Annotated in this window: 24 protein-coding genes, 2 pseudogenes and 1 riboswitch; of the genes and pseudogenes, 13 read left to right on the forward strand and 13 right to left on the reverse strand. The window is 69.9% G+C overall.

The window, feature by feature from the left end:
• Positions 1–201 precede the first annotated feature (201 nt).
• Positions 202–690, forward strand: a complete 489-nt coding sequence (locus ACIBB8_RS18360; protein ID WP_398953267.1) for a glutathione peroxidase — start codon at positions 202–204, stop codon at positions 688–690.
• Between the two features lie 158 nt (positions 691–848).
• Here ACIBB8_RS18360 and ACIBB8_RS18365 read toward each other — a convergent pair whose 3' ends face one another.
• The gene (locus tag ACIBB8_RS18365) at positions 849–2075 is read right to left on the reverse strand and encodes an acyl-CoA dehydrogenase family protein (RefSeq protein WP_398953270.1); all 1227 of its coding nucleotides are present in this window, start codon (positions 2073–2075) and stop codon (positions 849–851) included.
• Between the two features lie 183 nt (positions 2076–2258).
• Here ACIBB8_RS18365 and ACIBB8_RS18370 point away from each other — a divergent pair, with 183 nt between their 5' ends.
• A complete protein-coding gene (locus ACIBB8_RS18370) occupies positions 2259–2909 on the forward strand; it encodes a TetR family transcriptional regulator (protein ID WP_358856110.1) in 651 nt (216 codons plus the stop codon).
• A gap of 15 nt (positions 2910–2924) precedes the next feature.
• On the opposite strand, the gene def is transcribed toward ACIBB8_RS18370, so the two are convergent.
• Complete coding sequence (def, locus tag ACIBB8_RS18375) at positions 2925–3470, reverse strand: peptide deformylase (RefSeq protein WP_326792064.1); 546 nt, start codon at positions 3468–3470, stop codon at positions 2925–2927.
• A gap of 114 nt (positions 3471–3584) precedes the next feature.
• Here def and ACIBB8_RS18380 point away from each other — a divergent pair, with 114 nt between their 5' ends.
• The 7 genes from ACIBB8_RS18380 to ACIBB8_RS18410 all read left to right on the forward strand — a co-directional run bounded on the left by ACIBB8_RS18380 (position 3585) and on the right by ACIBB8_RS18410 (position 10047).
• Entirely contained in the window at positions 3585–4823 is a 1239-nt protein-coding gene (locus tag ACIBB8_RS18380; RefSeq protein WP_366136062.1) for a MurT ligase domain-containing protein, read from the forward strand.
• Positions 4824–4857: 34 nt separating this feature from the next.
• A complete protein-coding gene (locus ACIBB8_RS18385) occupies positions 4858–5586 on the forward strand; it encodes a type 1 glutamine amidotransferase (RefSeq protein ID WP_398953273.1) in 729 nt (242 codons plus the stop codon).
• A 140-nt stretch (positions 5587–5726) separates the two neighbouring features.
• Positions 5727–6752 (forward strand): 6-phosphofructokinase, encoded by a 1026-nt coding sequence (locus tag ACIBB8_RS18390; protein WP_398953275.1) that lies wholly within the window; start codon positions 5727–5729, stop codon positions 6750–6752.
• 111 nt (positions 6753–6863) lie between these two features.
• Positions 6864–7814, forward strand: coding sequence for a cytochrome c oxidase assembly protein (locus ACIBB8_RS18395; protein WP_398953277.1), 951 nt, complete (start codon positions 6864–6866; stop codon positions 7812–7814).
• 66 nt (positions 7815–7880) lie between these two features.
• Positions 7881–8039, forward strand: coding sequence for a hypothetical protein (locus ACIBB8_RS18400; protein WP_398953279.1), 159 nt, complete (start codon positions 7881–7883; stop codon positions 8037–8039).
• A 182-nt stretch (positions 8040–8221) separates the two neighbouring features.
• Positions 8222–8932, forward strand: coding sequence for a lysophospholipid acyltransferase family protein (locus ACIBB8_RS18405; protein ID WP_398953281.1), 711 nt, complete (start codon positions 8222–8224; stop codon positions 8930–8932).
• Positions 8933–8997: 65 nt separating this feature from the next.
• Entirely contained in the window at positions 8998–10047 is a 1050-nt protein-coding gene (locus ACIBB8_RS18410; protein WP_398953283.1) for an NAD-dependent epimerase/dehydratase family protein, read from the forward strand.
• 70 nt (positions 10048–10117) lie between these two features.
• On the opposite strand, the gene ACIBB8_RS18415 is transcribed toward ACIBB8_RS18410, so the two are convergent.
• The 7 genes from ACIBB8_RS18415 to ACIBB8_RS18445 all read right to left on the reverse strand — a co-directional run bounded on the left by ACIBB8_RS18415 (position 10118) and on the right by ACIBB8_RS18445 (position 16357).
• Complete coding sequence (locus ACIBB8_RS18415; RefSeq protein WP_398953285.1) at positions 10118–11695, reverse strand: alpha/beta hydrolase; 1578 nt, start codon at positions 11693–11695, stop codon at positions 10118–10120.
• Positions 11696–11855: 160 nt separating this feature from the next.
• The gene (locus ACIBB8_RS18420) at positions 11856–12629 is read right to left on the reverse strand and encodes an urease accessory protein UreD (protein ID WP_398953287.1); all 774 of its coding nucleotides are present in this window, start codon (positions 12627–12629) and stop codon (positions 11856–11858) included.
• The gene (gene ureG / locus ACIBB8_RS18425; protein WP_398953289.1) at positions 12626–13303 is read right to left on the reverse strand and encodes an urease accessory protein UreG; all 678 of its coding nucleotides are present in this window, start codon (positions 13301–13303) and stop codon (positions 12626–12628) included. The genes ACIBB8_RS18420 and ureG overlap by 4 nt, the downstream gene beginning before the upstream one ends.
• 37 nt (positions 13304–13340) lie before the next feature.
• Positions 13341–14003, reverse strand: coding sequence for an urease accessory protein UreF (locus tag ACIBB8_RS18430; RefSeq protein WP_398953291.1), 663 nt, complete (start codon positions 14001–14003; stop codon positions 13341–13343).
• A 13-nt stretch (positions 14004–14016) separates the two neighbouring features.
• The gene (locus ACIBB8_RS18435) at positions 14017–15738 is read right to left on the reverse strand and encodes an urease subunit alpha (protein ID WP_398953293.1); all 1722 of its coding nucleotides are present in this window, start codon (positions 15736–15738) and stop codon (positions 14017–14019) included.
• A complete protein-coding gene (locus ACIBB8_RS18440) occupies positions 15731–16042 on the reverse strand; it encodes an urease subunit beta (protein ID WP_398953295.1) in 312 nt (103 codons plus the stop codon). Before ACIBB8_RS18440 ends, ACIBB8_RS18435 begins: the two co-directional genes overlap by 8 nt.
• A 12-nt stretch (positions 16043–16054) precedes the next feature.
• Entirely contained in the window at positions 16055–16357 is a 303-nt protein-coding gene (locus ACIBB8_RS18445) for an urease subunit gamma (RefSeq protein ID WP_037822390.1), read from the reverse strand.
• Between the two features lie 268 nt (positions 16358–16625).
• On the opposite strand from ACIBB8_RS18445, the gene ACIBB8_RS18450 reads away from it, so the two are divergent.
• Positions 16626–16772 carry a hypothetical protein gene (locus ACIBB8_RS18450; protein ID WP_398953297.1) on the forward strand — a complete coding sequence of 49 codons (147 nt, stop codon included), beginning with the start codon at positions 16626–16628 and terminating at the stop codon, positions 16770–16772.
• 69 nt (positions 16773–16841) lie between these two features.
• On the opposite strand, the gene ACIBB8_RS18455 is transcribed toward ACIBB8_RS18450, so the two are convergent.
• Complete coding sequence (locus ACIBB8_RS18455; RefSeq protein WP_398953299.1) at positions 16842–17126, reverse strand: type II toxin-antitoxin system Phd/YefM family antitoxin; 285 nt, start codon at positions 17124–17126, stop codon at positions 16842–16844.
• Between the two features lie 89 nt (positions 17127–17215).
• Here ACIBB8_RS18455 and ACIBB8_RS18460 point away from each other — a divergent pair, with 89 nt between their 5' ends.
• From ACIBB8_RS18460 to ACIBB8_RS18470, 3 genes are all read left to right on the forward strand, one after another.
• Positions 17216–17851: an ATP-dependent Clp protease proteolytic subunit gene (locus ACIBB8_RS18460; RefSeq protein ID WP_398953302.1), complete on the forward strand. Its 636-nt coding sequence runs from the start codon at positions 17216–17218 to the stop codon at positions 17849–17851.
• A 7-nt stretch (positions 17852–17858) separates the two neighbouring features.
• Positions 17859–18167: a hypothetical protein gene (locus tag ACIBB8_RS18465; protein WP_398953304.1), complete on the forward strand. Its 309-nt coding sequence runs from the start codon at positions 17859–17861 to the stop codon at positions 18165–18167.
• A gap of 336 nt (positions 18168–18503) precedes the next feature.
• A riboswitch (cyclic di-AMP (ydaO/yuaA leader) is annotated at positions 18504–18668 on the forward strand.
• A 3-nt stretch (positions 18669–18671) separates the two neighbouring features.
• Entirely contained in the window at positions 18672–19145 is a 474-nt protein-coding gene (locus ACIBB8_RS18470) for a C40 family peptidase (RefSeq protein WP_398953305.1), read from the forward strand.
• Between the two features lie 45 nt (positions 19146–19190).
• On the opposite strand, the pseudogene ACIBB8_RS18475 reads toward ACIBB8_RS18470, so the two are convergent.
• From ACIBB8_RS18475 to ACIBB8_RS18485, 3 genes and pseudogenes are all read right to left on the reverse strand, one after another.
• Positions 19191–19283, reverse strand: a pseudogene (locus ACIBB8_RS18475) (LysE family translocator); the annotation flags it as partial.
• Between the two features lie 25 nt (positions 19284–19308).
• Positions 19309–19485 (reverse strand): annotated as a pseudogene (locus ACIBB8_RS18480) (ATP-binding protein); the annotation flags it as partial.
• 267 nt (positions 19486–19752) lie between these two features.
• Positions 19753–20895 (reverse strand): 8-amino-7-oxononanoate synthase, encoded by a 1143-nt coding sequence (locus tag ACIBB8_RS18485; RefSeq protein WP_398953307.1) that lies wholly within the window; start codon positions 20893–20895, stop codon positions 19753–19755.
• Between the last annotated feature and the right edge of the window lie 19 nt (positions 20896–20914).

Below are 20914 nucleotides of genomic sequence, written 5' to 3' on the forward strand. Positions count from 1 at the left end.
GCACCGGGCGTGATCCCCCGTCCCAGCGTGACATGGCGCCTCTCCGTCGGCACTCCGGCCGACGGCACCCAGCTCCCGGGCGGTGACCGTGGAACGCCCGGCGGGCGGCCGGGACCTGCTGCTGGATCCGGACGGCCGGGCGGTGCCAATAAACCTGCGGGCGTAAGAATGGCCTCGGAAGCGACTTAAAAGGAGACCCTCATGACGCTGTACGACATTCCGCTCCACACGCTCACCGGCGAGCCGACCACCCTCGGCACCTACCGCGGCCAGGCGGTCCTGCTGGTGAACGTCGCCTCCAAGTGCGGGCTCACCCCGCAGTACGCGGGCCTGGAACGGCTGCAGAAGGAGTACGGGGACCGGGGCTTCACCGTGCTCGGTGTTCCGTGCAACCAGTTCGCGGGCCAGGAGCCGGGCAGCGCGGAGGAGATCCAGACGTTCTGCTCGACGACGTACGGAGTCAGCTTCCCGCTCCTGCAGAAGGTCGACGTCAACGGTGACGGGCGGCACCCGCTGTATGCGGAGCTGACGCGGCTCGCGGACGCGGACGGCGAGGCGGGTGACGTGCAGTGGAACTTCGAGAAGTTCCTGATCTCCCCGTCCGGCGAGCCCGTGGCCCGTATCCGCCCGCGCACGGAACCGGAGGCGCCGGAGCTCGTGGCGGCAATCGAGGCCCTGCTGCCCGCCTGACGGACGCGCACCGCCGGGCGGGCCGAACGCCGCAGCCGGCCCGCCCGGCCCAGCAGCCACCCCGCCCGCCGAATGTCCGGCCCGTCCGGCGATCGACGACAGAGGCGGGGCCGGAGGCACCGCGATCGAGCGCGGCGCCCCCACCCTGCGGCACCGCGCTAGCGAATCGGCATGCCCGACAGCGTGCGCGCAATCACCAGCCGCTGAATCTCGCTCGTACCCTCGAAGATCGTGTAGATGGCAGCGTCCCGGTGCATCCGCTCCACCGGGTATTCACGGGTGAAGCCGTTGCCGCCGAGGATCTGGATCGCCTGCGCGGTGACCTTCTTCGCCGTTTCGCTCGCGTACAGCTTGGACATGGAGCCCTCGGCCGACTCGAACGGCTTCCCGGTGGTCGCCATCCAGGACGCCCGCCAGACGAGCAGCCTGGCCGCGTCGATCTGTGTCCGCATGTCCGCGAGCTGGAACGCGACGCCCTGGTTGTCGATGATCGGGCGGCCGAACTGGGTCCGGGTCCTCGCGTAGTCCAGCGCCACCTCGTACGCGGCGCGCGCGGTACCGACCGCCATCGCGCCGACCGCCGGGCGGGATGCCTCGAACGTGGCCATCGCCGCGTTCTTCACGCGCTCGCCACCGGACTGGGCGCGCTCGCGGGCCCGCGCCAGGCGCTGGTCCAGCTTCTCCTTGCCACCGAGCAGGCAGTGGCCCGGGACACGGACGTCCTCCAGAACGACCTCCGCCGTGTGCGAGGCCCGGATGCCGTGCTTCTTGAACTTCTGGCCCTGCGAGAGCCCGGGGGTGTCCGGCGGCACGATGAAGGAGGCGTGGCCCTTGGAGCCCAGTTCCGAGTCGACCACGGCGACGACGACGTGGACATGTGCGATGCCGCCGTTAGTCGCCCAGGTCTTGGTGCCGTTCAGCACCCACTCGTCCTTGGCCTGGTCGTACACCGCGCGGGTCCGCATCGAGGCGACGTCGGAGCCGGCGTCCGGCTCCGAGGAGCAGAAGGCGGCGACCTTCACATCGTTCGCATCGCCGTACATCTGCGGGATCCAGGTGCCGATCTGCTCCTCGGTGCCGTTGGCGAGGACGCCGACGGCTGCCAGGCCGGTACCCACGATCGACAGGGCGATGCCCGCGTCGCCCCAGAAAAGTTCCTCCATGGCCATCGGGATGCCGAGCCCCGTCGGGTCGAAGAACTGCTGGGCATAGAAGTCGAGGGAGTAGATGCCGACCTTGGCCGCCTCCTGAATGACGGGCCAGGGCGTTTCCTCACGCTCGTCCCACTCCGAAGCAGCCGGACGGATCACATCCGCGGCGAAGCCGTGAAGCCAGTCACGGACCTGCTTCTGGTCGTCGTTGAGATCGAGCGTGAATTCGGCCATGTTCCCCTCCATGCACTACCGTAAAAATCGCCATTACTTGCGGTAACAGAAGTCTGTTACCGGCAAGTAGTCTCTGTCAATCAGTCGGACTCCGATCAGCAGCACCGGTGGTCAGGGTGTTACGTTGCGCAGGCGTAACGGACTTGCATGGCCAGTTGCACGGCCAGGGTGGGGAGAGGCGACATGGAGACCACAGGACAGGCCGAAAAACAGCGGACGGCGGCCGAGCAGCGCCGCCGGGAGCTGCTGGAGGCCGCCGACCGCGTGGTGCTCAGGGACGGGCCCAAGGCCTCGATGAACGCCATCGCGGCGGAGGCCGGGATCACCAAGCCCATCCTGTACCGGCACTTCGGCGACAAGGGCGGCCTCTACCGCGCGCTCGCCAAGCGCCACACCGACGCGCTGCTGAGCGCACTGCGGGCGGCACTCGACGCCCCCGCCGAGCGCCGCCAGAGGGTGGAGGCGACGCTCGACACCTATCTCGCGGCAATCGAGGCCCGTCCGCAGGTCTACCGCTTCCTGATGCACCCGTCCGACGACCCCGCCCCCTCCCCCGAGCAGGGCTTCGACGTCGGGCGCCACTCCGCCCCGCTGCTGCGCCGGCTCGGCGAAGAGCTCGCCCTGGTCATCGCCGAGCGGGTGGACCTCGGCCCGGACAGCGAGGAGATGGCCCGCATCTGGGGCCATGGAATCGTCGGCATGATGCATGCGGCGGGCGACTGGTGGCTGGGCGAACGCCCCTGCTCACGCGCCCAGTTGGTGCGCAGCCTGGCCGATCTGCTGTGGGGCAGGCTGGCCGCCGCGGGCGACCTGCCGGGCGGGCCCGGATTCTGACGCGGGAGAGCGTGGTCAGTCGGTACGTCCCCAGGGCGCCCGGCGGGCCGCGCGCAGTGCCCTCGCCCGGCGCAGCCCGGTCAGCCGGTCCGTGTAGACGGTGCCTTCGAGGTGGTCGCACTCGTGCTGGAGACAGCGCGCGAACCAGCCCGTGCCGTCGACCCTCACCGGTTCCCCGTCGACGGTCACGCCCTCCACCACCGCATGGTCGAAGCGTGGGGTCCCGGCTTCCAGGCCGGGAAGCGAGAGGCAGCCCTCCGGTCCGCGTACCGTGATGCCGTCCGCCTCGACCAGCTTCGGATTGACGAGGTGGCCGAGATGACGGACATCGTCGTCGTCGGGACAGTCGTAGACGAACACCCGCAACGGTATGCCGATCTGATTGGCGGCGAGACCGACCCCCTGCGCCGCGTACATCGTGGCAAACATGTCCTCGACGAGCCGGGCGAGCGACGGACCGAAGTCGGTGACGTCCTCGCAGGCGCCGTGAAGCACCGGGTCACCGAGCAGAGTCATGGCGCGGACGAGTCCGGAACTGCCGGGGATCGGGCGGTTTCGCATGGCCGTCATCGTACGTTCCACCCGGCCTCCACCGTCCTGGTGGTGCCGTGGTGCGGTCGCCGCGCCGGACATCGATAGGCTGGGCGCGGACCGATGCAAGGAGGATCTAGGACGATGGCAGGCAACACGGAGCCGTTGTCGCCGCGGGCCAAGCTGGCGGTGACGGCGGGCAAGGCCGCAGCGGCGGTGTCGCGCGCTGCGGGGCGCGGCAGCGGATCGGTGATCGGCGGCCGGGTGGCGCTCAAGCTCGACCCCGCCCTGCTGGGGCGGCTGGCGCAGCACCTGGACGTGATCCTCGTGTCGGCGACGAACGGCAAGACCACGACGACCCGGCTGATCGCGGAGGCACTGCGGGCGGCCGGCCCGGTCGTGTCGAACGCGCTCGGCGCCAACATGCCCGCGGGTATCACCTCGGCCCTGGCCGGTGGCTCGGACGCGAAGTACGGCGTGATCGAGGTCGACGAGAAGTACCTCGCAGGCGTCGCGCGGGACACCACACCCAAGGTGATCGCGCTGCTCAACCTCTCGCGCGACCAGCTGGACCGCGCCGCGGAGACCCGGATGCTGGCCGAGAAGTGGCGTGAGGGGCTGTCCGGCTCGAAGGCCGTGATCGTCGCCAACGCCGACGACCCGCTGATCGTCTGGGCGGCATCCTCCTCCCCCAACGTGGTGTGGGTCGCGGCCGGGCAGGCGTGGAAGGACGACGCCTGGTCCTGCCCGTCCTGCGGCGGTGTGATGCAGCGCCCCGGCGACGACTGGTTCTGCGGCGAGTGCGGTTTCCGCCGCCCCGCCCCGAGCTGGGTGCTGCACGGCGACTACGTCCTGGACCCGCACGGCTCGGCGTGGCCGATCCACCTGCAGCTCCCCGGCCGCGCGAACAAGGCGAACGCCACCAGCTCGGCCGCCGTCGCGGCCGTCTTCGGTGTGCCGCCGCAGGTCGCCCTGGAGCGCATGTATCAGGTGCAGGCCGTCGCCGGCCGCTACGACGTGGTCTCCTTCCTCGGCCGTGAGCTGCGGCTCCTGCTGGCGAAGAACCCGGCGGGCTGGCTCGAAACGTTCTCCCTGATCGACCCGCCGCCCACGCCGGTGATCCTCTCGGTCAACGCCCGGGGCGCGGACGGCACGGACACCTCCTGGCTGTGGGACGTCGACTACACCCAGCTCGCGGGCCACCCGATCTTCGTGCTCGGCGACCGCAAGCTGGACCTCGCGGTCCGCCTCGAAGTGGCCGGTCTCGACTTCCGGGTCTGCGAGAACCTCGACGAGGCCGTGCAGCAGGCCCCGCCCGGCCGTATCGAGGTCATCGCCAACTACACCGCCTTCCAGGATCTGCGCCGTCGTGTCGGCAACTGACCCCGGACCCGGCCACCTCCGGAGAGGACGAAGCATGAGCAACAACGGTCTGCGTCTGGTCTGGGTCTACCCCGACCTGCTGAGCACCTATGGCGACCAGGGCAACGCGCTGGTGGTGGAGCGCCGGGCCCGGCAGCGCGGTCTCGACGTGCAGCGCGTCGACGTGCGCAGCGACCAGCCGGTCCCGACGTCCGGCGACATCTATCTGATCGGCGGCGGTGAGGACCGGCCCCAGCGCCTCGCCGCGGAGCGGCTGCGCCGTGACGGCGGTCTCAGCCGGGCCGCGTCCAACGGCGCGATCATCTTCTCGGTCTGCGCCGGCTACCAGATCCTCGGCCACGAGTTCATCAACGACCTCGGTGAGCGCGAGCCCGGTCTCGGCCTGCTCGACGTGGTCTCCACCCGTGGCGAGGGTGCCCGGTGCGTCGGTGACGTACTGGCCGACATCGATCCGCAGCTGGGCCTGCCGCAGCTGACCGGTTTCGAGAACCACCAGGGCGTCACCCATCTCGGCCCGACGGCGCGGCCGTTCGCCCGGGTGCAGTTCGGCCGGGGCAACGGCACGGGTGACGGCACCGAGGGGGCGTACAACGACACGGTCTTCGGTACGTACATGCACGGGCCCGTGATGGCCCGTAACCCGATGATCGCGGACCTGCTCCTGAAGCTGGCCCTCGACGTCAACGCCCTGCCGCCGACGGACGACCGCTGGTACGAGGCGCTGCGCGCCGAGCGCATCGCGTCGGCGACCCAGCCCGCATGACGCGTAATTCGCTCAACTGAGCGGTGTCCACCAGGCGGACGTCTGATTCGGTCCCGCCACCCTGCGCCGGTAGGGTGGCGGGGATCCAACCGGACGACGTGGTCCGGTCGTCGGCCCACGTTGCAAAGGTTTCCCGGGCAATGCGTATTGGTGTGCTCACCTCCGGCGGCGACTGCCCCGGCCTCAATGCCGTCATCCGTTCCGTCGTGCACCGCGCGGTGGTCGACCACGGCGACGAGGTCATCGGCTTCCACGACGGGTGGAAGGGCCTCCTTGAGTGCGACTACCGCAAGCTCGACCTCGACGCGGTCGGCGGCATTCTCGCCCGCGGGGGTACGATCCTGGGCTCGTCCCGGGTCCAGCCCGCACACCTGCGGGGCGGCGTCGAGCAGGCCAAGGGCCATGTCGCCGATCTCGGTCTCGACGCGATCATCCCGATCGGCGGCGAGGGCACGCTGAAGGCTGCCCATCTGCTCTCCGAGGCGGGGCTGCCGATCGTCGGCGTGCCGAAGACCATCGACAACGACATCGCGTCGACCGATGTGACCTTCGGCTTCGACACCGCGGTCGGCGTGGCCACCGACGCCCTCGACCGGCTGAAGACCACCGCCGAGTCGCACCAGCGGGTACTGATCGTCGAGGTCATGGGCCGCCACACCGGCTGGATCGCACTCCACTCGGGCATGGCGGCCGGTGCGCACGCGATCGTCGTGCCGGAACGCCCCTTCGACATGGACGAGCTGACCGAGCTGGTCGGCAGGCGTTTTTCGGCGGGCAAGAAGTTCGCGATCGTCGTGGTCGCCGAGGGCGCCAAGCCGCGGGTGGGCTCCATGGAGTTCGAGCAGGGCACCAAGGACATCTACGGCCACGAGCGGTTCACCGGGATCGCCACGCGGCTCTCCGTCGAGCTGGAGCAGCGCCTGGGCAAGGAGGCCCGCCCGGTGATACTCGGTCATGTCCAGCGCGGCGGCACCCCGACCGCGTACGACCGGGTTCTGGCGACCCGCTTCGGCTGGCACGCGGTCGAGGCGGCGCACCGTGGCGAGTTCGGCATGATGACGGCGCTGCGCGGCACGGATATCACCATGGTGCCGCTGGCCCGGGCCGTGGAGAGCCTGAAGTCGGTCCCGGCCGAGCGGTACGCCGAGGCCGAGTGCGTGCTCTGAGCAACACCAGCACCTGAGAACTGCCCCCGGCCGCAGCTGCGGCCGGGGGCAGTTCTACTCTGGTCGGGACAACCGGCGCGAAACGGGGACGTCCCCAGCGGGAGTGAACAGATGGATCACAGCGGGCACGGCATGACCATGGATCTGCCGCCGTTCACGCTGGGACGTGGGCTCCAATTCTCCGCGGACCCCGTATTCCTGATCGGCTGCGTCCTCGCGCTCGGCCTGTACGGCTACGCGGTGCTGCGACTGCGCAGACGCGGGGACGGCTGGCCGGTCAACCGGATCATCTTCTTCACGGTCGGTGTGCTGAGCATCGCCCTGGTGATGTGCACGAAGCTCAACGACTACGGCATGGTCATGTTCAGCGTGCACATGGTGCAGCACATGGTGATCAGCATGCTGTCGCCGATCCTGCTGCTGCTGGGCGCCCCCGTGACTCTGGCGCTGCGCTCACTGCCGGTCGCGGGCCGTAACCGCACCGGCCCCCGCGAGCTGCTGCTCATGCTGCTGCACAGCCGGTACATGCGGATCATCACGCATCCGGTCTTCACCATCCCGATGTTCATCGCCAGCCTGTACGCGCTGTACTTCACCCCGCTCTTCGACTTCCTCATGGGCTCGAAGACCGGGCACCTCGCGATGATGGTGCACTTCCTCGCTGTCGGACTGGCCTTCTTCTGGCCGATCATGGGCGTCGACCCGGGACCTCACCGGCCCGGCTATGTGATGCGGATGCTGGAGCTGTTCGCGGGGATGCCGTTCCACGCCTTCTTCGGTATCGCGCTGATGATGGCGACCTCTCCGATGGTGGAGACGTACAAGCATCCGCCGGCCTCACTCGGCATCGACGCGCTCAGCGACCAGAACTGGGCGGGCGGCATCGCCTGGGCGTTCAGCGAGATCCCTTCGGTGCTGGTGCTGATCGCGTTGGTCTTCCAGTGGTACGGATCCGAGCAGCGGACCGCGAAGCGTGCGGACCGCGCCGCCGACCGCGACGGGGACCAGGAGCTGAAGGCGTACAACGCCTATCTCGCCTCGTTGCAAGCGCGCGGACAGTAGCGGTGGAGACACCTTCCGGGTGACGATGGGGTCCACGGCCGCGCGGCCGACGAGGAGGGTGCGCGCATGTCCGGATCCACGAAGACGATGGGGATGCTCACCGTCGGAGCCCTAGTGGCGGTCACCGCCTACACAGTGGCGCTGGGGAGCAATGGCTGGCTCTGGTTCGGCTGGGTGGTACTCGGGCTGATCACTGTGGGAATGGTCGCCACGCGCGACACCTGAGCGGGGCCCTTTGTCCGGTACGACGGGCGGGCCCGGGCGGGCGCAGGCCCGCCTGTCGGCCGAGGTTCAGCGCCCGGTCGGGACTTCGGCCGGCACGTCCACCCCGTTCACCCAACGCGTCGCCGCGTTCGCGCAGGCCGCCTCCTCGAAGCGAGGGTCGGGCGGAGCGAGGAGCCAATCCGGTGTTCTACTACGTGCTCAAATACGTCATTCTGGGGCCACTGCTGCGCTTGCTGTTCCGGCCCAGGATCGAGGGACTGGAGCACATCCCGGAGGACGGTGCGGCCATCGTCGCCGGCAACCATCTGTCGTTCTCCGACCATTTCCTGATGCCCGCGATCATCAAACGGCGCATCACCTTCCTCGCCAAGGCGGAGTATTTCACCGGCCCGGGTCTCAAGGGGAGGCTGACTGCCGCGTTCTTCCGCAGCGCCGGGCAGATTCCGGTGGACCGGTCCGGGAAGGACGCGGGGCAGGCCGCGATCCGTGAAGGGCTCGCGGTGCTGAGCAAGGACGAGCTGCTCGGGATCTACCCGGAGGGCACCCGTTCGCACGACGGCCGGCTCTACAAGGGCAAGGTCGGTGTCGCGGTCATGGCGCTCAAGGCGCGGGTGCCCGTCGTGCCGTGCGCGATGGTCGGAACGTTCGAGATCCAGCCTCCCGGCAGGGTCGTGCCGCGCATCAAGCAGGTCACCATCCGCTTCGGTGAGCCGCTGGACTTCTCCCGCTACGCGGGCATGGAGGATCAGAAGGCGGCGATCAGGGCGGTCACCGACGAGATCATGTACGCGATCCTCGGACTCTCCGGTCAGGAGTACGTCGACGAGTACGCGGCCAGGGTGAAGTCCGAACAGGCCGAGCAGGCGAAGAAGTTCCCGAAACGGCGACGCTGACGGCGAATCCGCGAGGGGCGAACTCCCGGGGTCCGACGGGCCGGCCACCGCCTAGCGTGCACCTCATGAGCAAGGGACACGCATGGGTTCTCGGGGCAACGGGACAGATCGGGCGGGTGGCCGTGCGGGCGCTCGCCGAGGACGGCTGGCAGGTGACGGCGGCCTCGCGCGCGGGCGGCCGGGACGAGCGTTGGGCCGATGAGGTACGGACAGTCGCCCTCGACCGCGACGAGGAGGGGGCACTCGCCGCGGCGCTGGGCGACGGGTGCGACGTACTGGTCGACATGGTGGCGTACGGCGATCAGCACGCCCGGCAGCTGACCGGGCTCGCCGACCTAATCGGTTCGGCCGTCGTCATCTCCAGCGGCGCGGTGTATCAGGACGACCGCGGCCGCAGTTTCGACACGCAGGGCGAGCCCGACGGTGCTCCGCAGTACCCGCTGCCGATCCCGGAGACACAGGCCACGGTGGCGCCCGGCGATGCCACGTACGGGACCCGGAAGGTCCGGCTGGAGCGGGATCTGCTCGCGGCGGGTGACGTCCTGCCGGTGACGCTGCTGCGGGCCGGTGCGGTCCATGGCCCGTACTGCCGTTCCCCGCGCGAACTGTACTTCGTCAAACGTCTCCTGGACGGCCGCAGGCGCCGGGTCCTCTCGCACGGTGGTGCGAGCCGGTTCCATCCGGTCCATGTGTCCAACGTCGCCGAGCTGATCAGGCTGGCCGCCCTGCGGCCCGGATCGCGGGTGCTCAACGCGGGCGATCCGCAGGCGCCCACGGTCGCGGAGATCGCGTCGGCGATCGACGGGGTGCTCGGCCTGGAGACGGAGACGGTGCTCGTGGACGGACCGCCACCCGCGGGACACGTCGGCGAGACGCCGTGGACCATGGCCCATCCGATCGTCTACGACATGACGGCGGCCGAGAAGGAGATCGGTTACCGGCCGGTGACCGGCTATACGAAGTCGCTGCCGGAGACCGTGGAGTGGCTCGCCGCGCGGCTGGACGGACGGGACTGGCGGGACGCCTTCCCGGCGATGCTGCGAGCGTACGGCGAGGTCCTCTTCGACTACTCGGCGGAGGACGCCTGGCTGGAGCGGTACGACCGGGGGCTGTGAACGGTCCTCGTACGGGAGGACGGGCGGCCGGTGGTTCCTGTCCGGCCGCCCGTCCCCGTCACTCAGTCGCCTACGGCTTGGGCGTGGCGTGCGGGGTGCACGTCACGTCCTGCCCGTCGGTCTGCCCGGTGAGCAGGTAGGTGTCCACCCGCTCGTTGATGCAGGGGTTGAGCAGGCCCGTGACGCCGTGCGAACCGGCGTCCTTCTCGGTGATCAGACGCGAACCCTTGAACCGCTTGTGCAGCTCGACGGCGCCCTCGTACGGGGTGGCGGCGTCACGCGTGGACTGCACGATCAGCACCGGCGGCAGGCCCTTGCCGGTCTTGACCTCCAGCGGGGTCTGCTGCTTGGCCGACCAGGTCGCACAGGGCAGGTTCATCCAGGCGTTCGCCCAGGTCATGAACGGGTAGTCCTTGTGCAGCCGGGTGTTGTCGCGGTCCCACTTCTGCCAATTGGTGGGCCACTTGGCGTCCGCGCACTCGACGGCCGTGTACACGGCGTTGCCGTTCTCGGAGGAGGCGTTCCCCGCGAGGTCCGACATGTCGGGGCCCGCGGCGTCGACCAGCGCCTGGGTGTCGCCGGCCCGGTAGTTGCTCCAGGTCCGGGCGATGCGCACCCAGGTGGAGTCGTAGTACGGCGCGCTCTGGAAGTAACCGATGAGCTCGGCGGGTCCGACGACGCCACCGATCGGGTTCTTCTTGGCCGAGGCGCGCAGCTTCAGCCACTCCTGCTCGACCTGGGCAGGCGTGGTGCCGATGTGGAAGGCCGCGTCGTTCTGGGCGACCCATGCCTTCCAGTCGTCCCAGCGCTTCTGGAAGGCGATGTCCTGGTTGAGGTTGGCCTCGTACCAGATGTTGTCCTTCGCCGGATTGACCACGCTGTCGACGACCATGCGCCGGACGTGATCCGGGAACAGTGTGCCGTAGACCGCTCCGAGGTAGGTGCCGTAGGAGACGCCCAGGAAGTTGAGCTTCTCCTCACCGAGCGCGGCGCGGATGACATCCAGGTCGCGTGCGGTGTTCGGCGTGGTCATGTGCGGCAGCATGTCGCCGCTGCGCTCGGCGCAGCCGTCCGCGTACTCGGCGGCGAGCTTGCGCTGGGCGCGCTTGTCGGCCTCGCTGTCGGGTACCGGGTCAGCCTTCGGAGCCTTCACGAACTCCTGCGGGTCGATGCAGGAGATCGGCGCCGAGTGGCCGACACCGCGGGGGTCGAAGCCGACGAAGTCGTACGCCTTCGCGGTCTTCGTCCACAGCGGGTTCTTGTTGGTGATCCGGGTGGGGAAACGCAGCCCGGAACCACCGGGACCGCCCGGGTTGTAGAGCAGCGCCCCCTGCCGCTCCTCCTTCGTGCCGGTGCTGACGTGCCGGTCGACCGCAAGCTTGATCTGCTTGCCGTCGGGCTTGGCGTAGTCGAGCGGCACGGTCACCCAGCCACACTGAATAGGTGTGGCCAGAGCCCAGTCGGCCGGGCAGTCCTTCCAGTCGACGCCGGCCTGGGCCGCCCGTGCGGCGGCGATCTGGACGCCGCGCGCCTCCGAACCGCTGTGGTGGCGGCTGTCGGCCGTGGCAGTCGGTGCGACTATCGCGCCGGCCATGAGCGCGCCCGCGATCAGAGTGCCGACCGAGCCGAGCACTGCTGTGCGTCTCAAGTGGAACCTCCCCCATTGTCTGAAGCGCCGCAGGTAGCGGCGCAGTTCACATCGGGTTACTTCCGCGGATCCTGTCGCCTATGGGGTACTAGGGAACAGGCTGTGGACGCACTTCTTTACCGAATCGATAACCGGAGACCCATGTCCCGCTGAGCGGTGCTCACCCGCGTACGGCGTCCAGCAGCTCGCCCAGGGCGACGTCCAGGACAGTACGCAGCAGTCGAGCATCGGGGGCCACCGCGGTCACCAGCACCCCGGGGCCGGCGAGACGGGTGAGTACGGCGGTCGGCCCCAGCAGGCGCGTCTCGGGGCATTCATCCTCGAATGCCGGGTCCACAAAAAGGAGTTGACCGACCGCACGATGGCCGCCGAATACAGCCCCGCCGTCCCAGCCACCGGGCGCCCCGGGACCGCACGCCACCTCCTGATCGAGCAGCGGACGACCGGCGCGGTGGACGGTGAGGCGGGCACCGAGGGTGCCGGTGGACTCGCCGTGCCGGCCGAGGATCTGCTCCTCACGCAGCACCAGCCGTGCGGTGGCGGCGAGTTCCACCCGGGTGGTCATGTACAGCTCGCTGCCGGACGCGGAAATGAGCTGTTCCGGAAGCCAGTTGAGTGCGGCCCGCTCCCCCACGCTCAACGCGATGTCGTACGAGGCGGGTTGGGGCATCCGGCCCGGTCCGGGCAGCGCGACGGTGGCCGCGGCGGAGTCCACCGTGAGCCGGGCACCCTCCTCGACGCGCGCAGCGATGGAGAGCCGGTCGCCGCCCAGCGGTGCGCTCATCGCGCCGACGACCGTGACGCGGGCGTACGGGGCGGTGGTGGCCCTGGTCCGACGCAGGGCGAGCGGCCCGTCGCTCTCCAGCACGGGAAGGGCCGTGGCACCGCGGCCGTCGAGGACGGCGGTGATCCGGGCGGCCGCCTGGACGCTCATGCGGTCCAGGCGGCGAGCTGTGCGCGCACCCAGGCCGCCACGGGTCCGACCCCTTCGCCGGAGGTGAGAGAGGTGAAGGCCACGGGAAGTGCTCCGCGCTGCTGTGCGGCATCGTGGGCCATCCGGTCCAGGTCGGAGCCGACGTACGGGGCGAGGTCGGTCTTGTTGATCACGAGGAGGTCGGAGGTGGTGACGCCGGGGCCGCCCTTGCGCGGGATGTCGTCGCCGCCCGCCACGTCGATGACGAAGATCTGGGCGTCGACGAGGCCCTTGGAGAAGGTGGCGGTGAGATTGTCGCCGCCGGACTCGACGAGGATCAGATCGAGCGGCCCGACGCTGTCCTCCAGGTCCTCGACGGCTTCGAGGTTGGCGGAGATGTCGTCCCGGATGGCGGTGTGCGGGCAGGCGCCGGTCTCGACTGCCTGAACGCGCTCGGGCGGGAGTACGGCGTTGCGGAGCAGGAACTCGGCGTCCTCGCGGGTGTAGATGTCGTTGGTGACGACGGCGAGGGACAGCTGGTCACGCAGCGCGCGGCAGAGCGCGGCGACCGTCGCCGTCTTGCCGGAGCCGACCGGCCCGCCGAGCCCGATGCGCAGTGCACGGCGGGTGCCGTCCGGACGTGCTGCGTCGGCGCTCACCGCGGCCGGGCCGTCGTGGGAGTGGTCGAGATGCATGGGGTGCGGCTCCTGGTGGGGTGTGGTGCGTGTGGTTCTACGAGGCGAACAGGCGGACCGGCCAGGCGGCGTGGGCCTCCGCGGTGATGTCGAGCAGCGGCGCCGACGCGGCGGGCAGCGCGTCGATACCCCTCCGTGCGGCGGCGGCAGCCTGTTCGGCGACCCGGTCGAGTTCGGGTGCCAGGCGGGCGAGGACAGCGGTGGCCTCGAACGGGTTCAGGGAAAGCAGCCGGACCACCGCGGTGGCCGGACCGCTGACCGTCTCGTACGCAACGCAGTGCGCCGCGTCCTCGGGCCCGAGCCCTGCCGCACGTGCGGTGAGGCCGAGCACGACGGGCTGGTGGGCGCCGTGCGGGCGGGCCCGGGCGAGCGCGGCGAGTTCGGGGCTGGGCCAGGTCGCGCGGGCGGCCCGCATCAGCTGACGGCCGAGCTTGCGCGCTACAGCCCGCAAGGCGGGCGACGGGGTGCGGGCGTCGGCGGCCTCGTCGAGGGCCAGCGGGTCGAGGCCGTGGGCGGCCGCCGCGGCGAGTGCGGCGGCGGTGAGTCCGGTGGTGTGCAGGCGGCCCCGGCAGAAGGCGGCCAGATCCTCGGCGTTTCGGATGCGTCCTGCCTCGACGGCCGGTTCGGCGCCACCCGAGTGGGCGTGGCCACCGGCGGGGAACCGGCCGTCGGCGAGGACGAGCAGAGCTGCGCGGCTCATCAGATGCCCTGTCTCAGAAGAGGAAGTAGCGTTGGGCCATGGGGAGTTCGGTGGCGGGCGCGGGTTCGACCGCTTCGCCGTCGATGGTCACGGCGAAGCTGTCCGGGTCGACGTGGACGCGCGGCAGGGCGTCGTTCTCCCGCATGTCCGCCTTGGTCACGCCACGGGTACTGGTGATCGGTACGAACCTCTTGCCGAGTCCGAGGCGCTCGGGCAGTCCGTCCTCGATGGCCGCGCTCGCCACGAAGTTGAACGAGTTCGCGGCGGGCGCCCGGCCGAGTGCGCCGAACATGGGCCTGGGCAGGACCGGCTGCGGGGTGGGGATGGACGCGTTGGCGTCACCCATCTGCGCGTAGGCGATCTGTCCGCCCTTGATGACGGTCTGCGGTTTGACGCCGAAGAACGCCGGCTCCCACAGCACCAGGTCGGCGAGTTTACCGGTCTCGACGGAGCCGATCTCCTGGTCGAGGCCCTGGGCGACGGCCGGATTGATGGTGTATTTGGCGACATAGCGACGGACCCGGTGGTTGTCGGCCCGACCGTCGCCGGGCAGGAGGCCACGGCGCTTCTTCATCACATGGGCGGTCTGCCAGGTGCGCAGGACGACCTCGCCGACGCGGCCCATCGCCTGGGCGTCGGAGGAAATGATCGAGATCGCCCCGAGGTCGTGGAGGATGTCCTCGGCCGCGATGGTGGACGGCCGGATCCGCGATTCGGCGAACGCCAGGTCCTCCGGCACGGCGGGGTTGAGATGGTGGCAGACCATCAGCATGTCGAGGTGTTCCTCGATGGTGTTGGCGGTGTGCGGCCGGGTCGGATTGGTGGAGCTCGGCAGAACGTACGGCTCGGAGACCACGGTGATGATGTCCGGGGCATGCCCGCCGCCGGCACCTTCGGTGTGGTACGCGTGGATGGAGCGCCCGGCGATCGCGGCGAGGGTGTCGGCGACGAATCCGGCCTCATTGAGGGTGTCCGTGTGGATGGCGAGCTGCGCGCCGCTCTCCTCGCACACCTTCAGGCAGGCGTCGATGACGGCCGGGGTGGCCCCCCAGTCCTCATGAATCTTGAATCCGATTGCTCCGCCCCGCAGTTGGGCCCGCAGGGCGTCGCTGGACATCGTGTTGCCCTTGCCGAGCAACCCGATGTTGACGGGGTAGGCCTCAAGCGACTCGAACATCCGGGCCAGGTGCCAGGCGCCCGGGGTGACCGTGGTCGCCTTCGTGCCCTCAGCCGGTCCGGTGCCGCCACCGACGAGCGTGGTGACACCGGCCGAGAGCGCCTGGTCGACGATGGTCGGCGAGATGAAGTGGACATGCGCGTCAATGGCGCCGGCCGTCACGAACTTGCCGTTGCCCGCGATGATTTCGGTTTCGGGGCCGATGACGAGGTCGGGGTGGACACCGTCCATCGTGTCCGGGTTGCCGGCCTTGCCGATCCCGGTGATCCGGCCGTCGCGCATGCCGATGTCCGCCTTGACGATGCCCCAGTGGTCGATGATGACGGCGCCGGTGATGACGGTGTCGGGGGCCCCTTCGGCACGGGTGGTGCGCGCCTGGCCCATCGACTCGCGGATCACCTTGCCGCCGCCGAACACCGCCTCGTCGCCCGCGAGTCCGGGACCACCGGAGCGGTCCTCCTCGACCTCGACGAGCAGATCGGTGTCGGCGAGCCGGATACGGTCGCCGGTGGTGGGCCCGAACAGATCCGCGTACACGGCACGGTTGAGCTCAGGCATCGAGGGCACCTCCGGTTTCGCCGCGCAGGCCCGGGACGACGCGCCGTCCGGCGAGGGGCACGAGTTCGATGTCGACGGGGATGCCGGGCTCGAAGCGGACTGCGGTTCCGGCGGCGATGTTCAGCCGCAGGCCGTGCGCGGCCGAACGGTTGAAGTCCAGACCGGGGTTGGCCTCGGCGAAGTGGTAGTGCGAGCCCACCTGGACGGGCCGGTCCGCGACGTTGAGGACAGTGAGGCGGGTGACGGCTCGGCCCGCGTTGAGCGGCACGGACCCGTCCGCGTAAAGGATCTCTCCGGGGATCACGGCGACGCCCCGTCAGACGATCGGGTCATGGACGGTGACGAGCTTGGTGCCGTCCGGGAAGGTGGCCTCGACCTGGACGTCGTGAATCATCTCGGGAATCCCGTCCATGACGTCGTCGCGGGTGAGCACCTTCCGCCCGGACACCATCAGTTCCGAGACCGTACGGCCGTCACGGGCCCCCTCCAGCAGATGCGCAGTGATCAGCGCGACCGCCTCGGGGTGGTTGAGCCGCAGTCCACGCGCCCGGCGCTTCTCCGCCACATCGGCAGCCACATGAATGAGCAGGCGTTCCTGCTCATGCGGGGTCAGTTGCAACGTATCCACCTCACAGTCTTCCGCCAGTCCCGTTCTGGGCGCAGCGAGACACTAACCGCATTCAACAGACTGTTGAATGAAGAATCGCTGCCTCACGGCGAGGTATCGCAGGTTAGGACACACGTTTTTCCGGCGCGTTACTGCTCTTTTGCAGATCCATGGGACATCAGCCCGCGCAGACCGTCCTCCAGCACCTCGGGCGCGGCGTCCCGAACGTCGCCGGCTACACAATGAACGCCTGGGCCGTGGCGATCAGCGTGCGGGCCACATGACCGGACGGCACATCGGCGGCGCTGCACTGACGCTCGCCGCCTGGGTGGCCCTGGGGCTGACCGCCGTTCTCGCCGGAGGCCGGCGCCGGGCACCGGCGACGTCCTGGGTACCGAGCAAGCCGGAGCCGGCTCTGGTGGGCTGAGCCCCACCGTCACGGCGGCTGTGCACCCCCGCCGTAGCGGGGGTGCACGGCTTATGCGTGCAGGAGCGGTCAGTTGCCCGCGTCGCGCTGCCCCCGGTGTTCCGCCGCGATGCCGAAGCGTCGCCGTTCGCCCGGAGCGGACACCGTGGAGCCGATCGAGGAGACCGAGCTGATCACCTGCTCCTCCGCAACGGCCACGTCGCTCTCAAGTCGCTCCAGGTCAGCGGCCGAGACGAGCGCGACAAGCGGCTTTCCGTGCCGCGTCACCACAACCCGCTCGCCGCCGTAGACGACGCGATTGATCAGTTCGGCGAGTTCAGCTCGCGCTTGCGTCACCGGAATCTCGTAGGCCATAGTCCCCATCATAACCTTCTGTACGTCCTGTACATTTTTTACAGATGCTCGCGCAGGCCGCGTACAGACACCGGAGGAGAGGCCTCACCATGTTCCGCCCTGCCGCCCGTTACGTACTGCCCGAGTTCACCGAGCGCACGACCGACGGGACCCGCACCCTCGACCCGTACTCCAAACTGCTCGCCGAGCGCATCGTCTTCCTCGGCACCCCGGTCGACGACACCGCCGCCAACGACCTGATCGCGCAGTTCATGTATCTGGAGCACGCCGCACCCGATCGGCCGATCTCCCTCTACATCAACTCCCCCGGCGGCTCGTTCGGCGCCATGTCCGCCGTCTACGACACGATGGGGTACCTCACCTGCGAGGTGGAGACCTTCTGCCTCGGCCAGGCCGGCTCCAGCGCGGCGGTCCTGCTCGCCGCGGGCGCTCCCGGCCGGCGGCACGCCCTGCCCGGGTCCAGGGTCGTCGTCCAGCAGCCCGAGCTCCCGGAGCCGGTGCAGGGCCAGCCGTCCGACCTGGAGATCGAGGCGCGGGAACTGGTCCGCGTCCGCGAGCTGCTCACCGGCATGCTGGCCCGTCACACCGGCCGCAGCGCCGAGCGGATCGCCGCCGACTTCGAGCGCGACCTCATTCTCGACGCCGCCGGAGCCAAGGCGTACGGACTGGTGGACCACGTCCTGGAGAACCGCAAGACGTCGCTCCCGCCGAACAGCGCGAGGTGAGCCACCGATGCAGCCACCGTTCCTCCCACCGCTGCCCGCACTGACGTGCGCCGAGGCCGAGTTCATCGACTGCTATCTGGAAGTGCTCGACCAGTTGGGCCGGATCAACCCCGCCCGCGGCAGCGACACCTATGGTGCGCTGCGCGCGGCCCAGGCGCTCGCCTCGCGGGCGGGCGCCCTGCGGGACGCGCTCACATTGATGCACGAGCGGGGTGAAGCACAGATCCACGCCGCCACGTTGGCGCGGGCACTGCGCGTGTTGGACGGGGAACGGCGGGCCGGACGGGTCACCCTGCCCCCGGCCGCAATGAGTTGATCATCTCTCCGTCGGCGACACGCCCGGCATGGTGATCGATTTTTCTCGCTCGTCCGGCGCAAGGAATCCCCTGCGAGAGGGACGACTCGACTTGCGCCGCCGACGTGGACGGTGAGGGAAATATGCCGTTCCACCGCTGGTACGGGACCGGTCAAGAAAGCCTGACGAGTGCACAAATCGCCCCCAGCCACTCAAATAGACCATTGATGGCAAATATTGCATATCGCTGTTTTGCTCAGGAAATCCGGCAGCCGGTGAGTCAAGATCCGTGGGACGACAAGCCCCCGCCACCACGGCGAGGCGGTCCGGGCGGACGCCGAGTCCTGCCGCCGCCCGGATGACTGGTCGACAGAAGTGGATCGGCAGGAGTGGAGGACCCGAGCACAACGGGTCGACCGGGCAGCCGGTCGACCCTCGGGGTGAAGCCGCATCGCGCGGCCGGGCAACTTCGCCAGCCCGAACCCGACAGGTCATCCTTCACAGGCGGCTGACGAAGGGTTGCGCATGACTGCGCAGGTTCATGTCCCGTTTCTGATCACCCGGGCCGGCACGGCCACGGTTCTGACGCTCGCCGCCGTCGGCGGCTCCATGATCGTCCCCGGCGCCGTGACCGACGCCCAGGCCGCGACGCGGTCAACGAAGGCGCTCAAGATCGCCGCGTCGAAGAAGGGATCGCCGTACCGGTACGGGGCCACCGGCCCCCACCGTTTCGACTGTTCCGGGCTGACGCTGTACGCGTTCAAGAGGGTGGGCAAGAAGCTCCCACGCACGGCCCAGCAGCAGTACAACAAGACCCGCCACGTCTCGGCGTCGAAACGCAAGCGCGGCGATCTGGTCTTCTTCCACTCGGGGCGCAGCGTCTACCACGTGGGCATCTACGCCGGCAAAGGAAAGATCTGGCACTCCCCGAAGACCGGTTCCGTCGTGCGGCTGGAGAAGATCTGGACGAGGAGCGTCTGGTACGGACGAGTTCGCTGATCCCTCCGACTCTCCTCCGCCCCCATTCACCACGTGCTTCACGTGCACCAGGGGTCCGGTCACCAGCACCAGCCCCAGCGCGGTGAGTGCCGCGCCGCTGCCGCCCTCGATGGCGCGGGCGGTACGCGGCACGCGCAGTGACGTGCGGCGCCCGCTCGGGCAGTCAGGTCCGGGCGGGTACCGTCCACGGGAGCACGATCCAGACGGTCTTGCCCCCCTCGGTGGTGGGCGTGACCGTGAGCCGTCGGCCGCACTCGTTGGCCAGACGGCGGATGATCACCATGCCGCGTCCGTCGTCCTGCTGCACGGCAGCGGGCAGGCGCTGAGAGCCTGTCGGGTGACCTTCGATCGGAAAGCGGACGCGGTCTGGTGCGTGCGATTCCAAGGCGCTGGAAGGCCCTCGTAGCAGAGCTACTAGGGCGTTTCGGCAACGCGGGAAGCGTGCGTGCCAGGGCGTGGCCGCCCGATCAGAGGTCACCCGACAGGCTCTGAGGCCGGCGGGGGCGGCTGTCCGTCGCGAGGTACCGGATGTCCTCCCCGGCCGCGAGGTTGTGAGGCGTGCCCCACAACTCGAACCGCAGGTGGTCGGAGGGCGGGGCGAGTGAGATCAGGTCAGTGGCGCAGTCCGCAGGACGGTCGCCACCGCGGTCTCGATCTGCGCCTCCGTCAGATCGGCCCGTGCGGTGAGCCGCAGCCGCGAGATGCCGTCCGGGACCGACGGCGGTCGGAAGCAGCCCACCGCGATCCCGGCCGCGCGGCAGTCGGCCGCCCAGCGCACCGCCGCGTCCGGCGAAGGTGCCCGGACCGAGACGACTGCGGCGTCGGGGCGTACGGCCGTCAGCCCGTCCGCGGTCAGCCGTTCGTACAGTGCGGTGGCGACCGTACGGGCCCTGTCCGCGCGTGCCGGCTCCCGGCGCAGGAGGCGCAGGCTCGCGAGAGCCGCGCCCGTCGCGGCCGGTGCGAGCCCGGTGTCGAAGATGAAGGTGCGGGCCGCGTTGACCAGATGGTCGATCACCGGTGCCGGGCCAAGGACCGCTCCGCCCTGACTGCCCAGGGACTTGGAGAGGGTCACGGTGGTGACGATCCCGTCACCACCCGCGAGACCAGCGGCGGCGAGGGCGCCGCGCCCGCCCTCCCCGAGCACGCCCAGGCCATGCGCGTCGTCGACGAGCAGCGCGGCGCCCTCCGTGCAGCAGACGGCGGCCAGTTCCTGCAGCGGTGCGGCGTCTCCGTCGACGGAGAAAACCGAGTCGGTGACGGCCAGGGCGCGGCCGCCGTGCGCGCGCAGCTCCTTGGCGACGGCTTCGGGATCGGCGTGGGGTACGACGGCGGTGTCCGCCCGGGAGAGGCGGCAACCGTCCACGATGGAGGCGTGATTGCCTGCGTCGGAGACGATCAGGGAGCCACGACCGGTGAGGGCGGTGAGCGCGGCGAGATTGGCCGCGTAGCCGGAGGAGAGGACCAGGGCCGCTTCGAAACCGCAGAATTCGGCCAGTTCGCGTTCGAGGTCTGCGTGCAGCGCGGTGGAGCCGGTGACCAGCCGGGAGCCGGTGGCGCCCGCACCCCACCGGTGCGCGGCCTCGGCGGCGGCCGCGGTCACCTCGGGGTGCCGGGTGAGGCCCAGGTAGTCGTTGCTCGCGAGGTCCAGCAGTTCCGGCTCGGCGGGCCGGGGGCGCAGGGTACGGACGAGCCCGGCGTCCGCACGGCGGCGCGCCTCGTCATCGATCCAGTCGAACGGGGAGAAGGACATGTCGACGGTCCCTTTTGTA

The sequence above is a fragment of the Streptomyces sp. NPDC051286 genome, assembly GCF_044455345.1.
Classification (GTDB): domain Bacteria; phylum Actinomycetota; class Actinomycetes; order Streptomycetales; family Streptomycetaceae; genus Streptomyces.

Bases quoted from the DNA above. Each gene is read 5' to 3' on its own strand.
- ACIBB8_RS18485 (WP_398953307.1), bottom strand. From the start codon at position 20,895: ATGTCCTTCTCCCCGTTCGACTGGATCGATGACGAGGCGCGCCGCCGT.
- ACIBB8_RS18455 (WP_398953299.1), bottom strand. From the start codon at position 17,126: ATGGCCTACGAGATTCCGGTGACGCAAGCGCGAGCTGAACTCGCCGAA.
- ACIBB8_RS18410 (WP_398953283.1), top strand. From the start codon at position 8,998: ATGAGCAAGGGACACGCATGGGTTCTCGGGGCAACGGGACAGATCGGG.
- ACIBB8_RS18430 (WP_398953291.1), bottom strand. From the start codon at position 14,003: ATGAGCCGCGCAGCTCTGCTCGTCCTCGCCGACGGCCGGTTCCCCGCC.
- ureG (WP_398953289.1), bottom strand. From the start codon at position 13,303: ATGCATCTCGACCACTCCCACGACGGCCCGGCCGCGGTGAGCGCCGAC.
- ACIBB8_RS18365 (WP_398953270.1), bottom strand. From the start codon at position 2,075: ATGGCCGAATTCACGCTCGATCTCAACGACGACCAGAAGCAGGTCCGT.
- ACIBB8_RS18420 (WP_398953287.1), bottom strand. From the start codon at position 12,629: ATGAGCGTCCAGGCGGCCGCCCGGATCACCGCCGTCCTCGACGGCCGC.
- ACIBB8_RS18450 (WP_398953297.1), top strand. From the start codon at position 16,626: ATGACCGGACGGCACATCGGCGGCGCTGCACTGACGCTCGCCGCCTGG.
- def (WP_326792064.1), bottom strand. From the start codon at position 3,470: ATGCGAAACCGCCCGATCCCCGGCAGTTCCGGACTCGTCCGCGCCATG.
- ACIBB8_RS18390 (WP_398953275.1), top strand. From the start codon at position 5,727: ATGCGTATTGGTGTGCTCACCTCCGGCGGCGACTGCCCCGGCCTCAAT.
- ACIBB8_RS18460 (WP_398953302.1), top strand. From the start codon at position 17,216: ATGTTCCGCCCTGCCGCCCGTTACGTACTGCCCGAGTTCACCGAGCGC.
- ACIBB8_RS18400 (WP_398953279.1), top strand. From the start codon at position 7,881: ATGTCCGGATCCACGAAGACGATGGGGATGCTCACCGTCGGAGCCCTA.
- ACIBB8_RS18360 (WP_398953267.1), top strand. From the start codon at position 202: ATGACGCTGTACGACATTCCGCTCCACACGCTCACCGGCGAGCCGACC.
- ACIBB8_RS18435 (WP_398953293.1), bottom strand. From the start codon at position 15,738: ATGCCTGAGCTCAACCGTGCCGTGTACGCGGATCTGTTCGGGCCCACC.
- ACIBB8_RS18395 (WP_398953277.1), top strand. From the start codon at position 6,864: ATGGATCACAGCGGGCACGGCATGACCATGGATCTGCCGCCGTTCACG.
- ACIBB8_RS18465 (WP_398953304.1), top strand. From the start codon at position 17,859: ATGCAGCCACCGTTCCTCCCACCGCTGCCCGCACTGACGTGCGCCGAG.
- ACIBB8_RS18370 (WP_358856110.1), top strand. From the start codon at position 2,259: ATGGAGACCACAGGACAGGCCGAAAAACAGCGGACGGCGGCCGAGCAG.
- ACIBB8_RS18380 (WP_366136062.1), top strand. From the start codon at position 3,585: ATGGCAGGCAACACGGAGCCGTTGTCGCCGCGGGCCAAGCTGGCGGTG.
- ACIBB8_RS18385 (WP_398953273.1), top strand. From the start codon at position 4,858: ATGAGCAACAACGGTCTGCGTCTGGTCTGGGTCTACCCCGACCTGCTG.
- ACIBB8_RS18470 (WP_398953305.1), top strand. From the start codon at position 18,672: ATGACTGCGCAGGTTCATGTCCCGTTTCTGATCACCCGGGCCGGCACG.